Origin of the sequence: Nocardioides sp. (genome assembly GCF_031422975.1) — a bacterium.
Taxonomy (GTDB): Bacteria; Actinomycetota; Actinomycetes; order Propionibacteriales; family Nocardioidaceae; genus Nocardioides.
The window spans coordinates 1-3,119 of the sequence record NZ_JANPEO010000153.1; the positions used below are offsets into that span (position 1 = coordinate 1).

A 3,119-nucleotide genomic window follows, 5' to 3' on the forward strand; every position below is an offset into this window, starting at 1 on the left:
CATCGGCCTGGTCATGCCCGAGCTCAAGGGCAAGCTCGACGGCTACGCGCTGCGCGTGCCGGTGCCCACGGGCTCGGCGACCGACCTCACCTTCGAGGCCGGCCGCGAGACCACGGTCGAGGAGGTCAACTCGATCATCGAGAAGGCCGCCGACGGCCGCTTCCTCAAGTACTCCACCGACCCGATCGTGTCCTCCGACATCGTCACCGACCCTGCGTCCTGCATCTTCGACGCGCCGCTGACCAAGGTCATCGGCAACCAGGTCAAGGTCGTCGGCTGGTACGACAACGAGTGGGGCTACTCCAACCGCCTCGTCGACCTGATCGACTACATCGGCGAGACCCTCTGACGTGTCGGGCATCGACTCGCTCGGGGACCTGCGGGGCAAACGCGTCCTGGTCCGTTCTGACCTGAACGTGCCGCTCGACGGCACGACGATCACTGACGACGGGCGCATCCGCGCCAGCGTGCCCACGATCAAGCAGCTCGCCGACGCCGGTGCCCGCGTCGTCGTGGCGGCCCACCTGGGACGCCCCGACGGTGCACCGGACCCCGCGTTCTCCCTGGCTCCGGTGGCCGCCCGCCTGGGCGAGCTGCTGGGCCGGGAGGTCGCCTTCGCCACGGACACCGTGGGGGAGAGCGCCGCTCAGACGGTCGCTGCTCTCGCCGACGGGGATGTCGCCGTACTCGAGAACGTCCGTTTCAACCAGGGCGAGACCAGCAAGGACGACGACGTCCGCGCGTCCTTCGCCGGTCAGCTGGCCCAGCTCGCCGACGCGTTCGTCTCCGACGGGTTCGGGGTGGTGCACCGCAAGCAGGCGTCCGTCTACGACGTGGCACTGCGGCTGCCCTCGGCCATGGGTGGTCTGGTCGCGACCGAGATCGACGTCCTGCGTCGACTCACCGTCGACCCCGCGCGGCCCTACGTCGTCGTGCTCGGCGGCTCGAAGGTCTCCGACAAGCTGGGGGTCATCGACAACCTGCTCGAGAAGGCCGACAAGCTGCTGATCGGCGGTGGCATGGTCTTCACCTTCCTCAAGGCCCAGGGCCACGAGGTGGGCAGGAGCCTGCTCGAGGAGGACCAGCTCGAGACCTGCCTGCGCTATCTCAGCGAGGCCACCGAGCGCGGCGTCGAGATCGTGCTGCCCACCGACATCGTGGTCGACACGGTGTTCCCGTCCGATGACGCCGAGCCGCACCCGCACGTCGTGGCCGCGGACGCCATCGCGGCGGACGCGCTCGGGCTCGACATCGGACCGGAGTCCTCCGCGGCCTTCGCCGCGGCACGGGCGGACGCGGGGACGGTCTTCTGGAACGGCCCAATGGGCGTGTTCGAGGTCGATGCCTTCGCCGGCGGCACCCGTGCCGTCGCCGAGGCACTGACCAGGATCGACGGGCTGTCGGTCGTCGGTGGTGGGGACTCGGCCGCGGCAGTTCGCCGGCTCGGCTTCGACGAAGCCGCCTTCGGCCACATCTCCACCGGTGGCGGTGCGTCGCTGGAGTACCTCGAGGGCAAGGAACTGCCCGGTATCGCTGTCCTTGAAAGGGATTGACCCATGACTGGCAACGCCCGCACCCCGCTGATGGCCGGCAACTGGAAGATGAACCTCAACCACCAAGAAGCCGTGGTGTTGGTCCAGAAGCTGGCCTGGACGCTCTCGGACAAGCGCCATGACTACGCGAAGGTCGAGGTGGTCGTCGTACCCCCCTTCACCGACCTCCGATCCGTGCAGACGCTCGTCGACGGTGACCGGCTCTCGATCAAGTACGCCGCGCAGGACGTCTCCGCCCACGACAACGGCGCCTACACCGGCGAGATCTCCGCGGCGATGCTGGCCAAGCTGGGCTGCTCCTACGTGGTCGTGGGGCACTCCGAGCGCCGGGAGTACCACGCCGAGACCGATGAGGTCGTCAATGCCAAGGCGCACAAGGCGCTCGCGGCCAAGATGACCCCCATCGTGTGCGTCGGCGAGGGTCTCGACATCCGGCAGGCGGGCGACCAGGTCGCCTACACGTTGGCGCAGGTCGACGGCTCGCTCGCCGGCTTCACGGCCGAGCAGGTCACCGACCTGGTCATCGCCTACGAACCGGTGTGGGCCATCGGCACCGGCGAGGTCGCCACGCCCGACGACGCGCAGGAGGTCTGCGGCGCCATCCGGGACCGCATCCGCGAGGTCCACGGCGACGCCGCGGCCGACGGTGTCCGCGTGCTCTACGGCGGCTCGGTCAAGGCCGCCAACGTGGCCGGGATCATGGAGAAGGCCGACGTCGACGGCGCCCTCGTCGGAGGAGCGAGCCTGCAGGTCGACGAGTTCGGCGGCATCTGCCGCTTCTACGACATGCCGGTCCTGTGACCGGCAGGTCGTGACGTAGGCTTCCGTTCGTGGAACTGCTCTTCACCATCCTGCTCGTTGCGACGAGCTCCGTCATGATCCTGCTCGTCCTGCTGCACAAGGGACGCGGAGGTGGCCTCTCCGACATGTTCGGTGGCGGCGTCTCCAGCTCGCTGGGCGGGTCGTCGGTTGCCGAACGCAACCTGGACCGCTTCACCATCGGGATGGGCGTCATCTGGTTCGCGTGCGTGATCGCCCTCGGACTGTTGAAGGCCTACGCCGGTTCCTGACTCGGCTGCGTCACAGTTCGTATCGCTTTGTCGCACGATTCACTGACGGGGACTGAGAGAAAGAGACACACGTGGCTGGTGGAGGAAACGCGATCCGGGGTAGCAGGGTCGGCGCTGGTCCCATGGGCGAGGCGGAGCGCGGCGAGGCCGCCGCCCGACAGGCCGTCACCTACTTCTGCTCCCATGAGCACCGCTCCGTGGTGACCTTCGCGGTCGAGGCCACTGCCCCGGCCTCCTGGGACTGTCCCAAGTGTGGGCTGCCTGCCAGCCTGGACTCGGACAACCCGCCCCCGGCGCCGAAGATCGAGCCCTACAAGACGCACCTCGCCTACGTGAAGGAGCGGCGCAGCGAGACCGAGGCGGCCGACATCCTCCACGAAGCCGTCGCCCTCCTGCGCAGCCGCCGCAAGGCCGGCGAGATCATCTTCTGAGGCGCCGGGCACGCGCCGCATGCGGGCGGACGCGTGAGAAGCTGGAGCCGTCAGAGGGCGGAGGC

Annotated in this window: 4 protein-coding genes and 1 pseudogene; all 5 read left to right on the forward strand. The window is 68.8% G+C overall.

Annotated features, from left to right (window positions below; translation table 11 throughout):
- Positions 1-349: pseudogene (locus RMO85_RS04830) on the forward strand (type I glyceraldehyde-3-phosphate dehydrogenase); the annotation flags it as partial.
- Between the two features lies 1 nt (position 350).
- Positions 351-1,553 (forward strand): phosphoglycerate kinase, encoded by a 1,203-nt coding sequence (locus tag RMO85_RS04835; RefSeq protein ID WP_310526809.1) that lies wholly within the window; start codon positions 351-353, stop codon positions 1,551-1,553.
- A 3-nt stretch (positions 1,554-1,556) separates the two neighbouring features.
- Positions 1,557-2,354: a triose-phosphate isomerase gene (gene tpiA / locus RMO85_RS04840; protein WP_310526811.1), complete on the forward strand. Its 798-nt coding sequence runs from the start codon at positions 1,557-1,559 to the stop codon at positions 2,352-2,354.
- A gap of 29 nt (positions 2,355-2,383) precedes the next feature.
- Positions 2,384-2,623 (forward strand): preprotein translocase subunit SecG, encoded by a 240-nt coding sequence (gene secG / locus RMO85_RS04845; RefSeq protein ID WP_257954375.1) that lies wholly within the window; start codon positions 2,384-2,386, stop codon positions 2,621-2,623.
- Between the two features lie 71 nt (positions 2,624-2,694).
- Positions 2,695-3,054: an RNA polymerase-binding protein RbpA gene (locus RMO85_RS04850; RefSeq protein ID WP_310526813.1), complete on the forward strand. Its 360-nt coding sequence runs from the start codon at positions 2,695-2,697 to the stop codon at positions 3,052-3,054.
- The last annotated feature ends 65 nt before the right edge of the window (positions 3,055-3,119 follow it).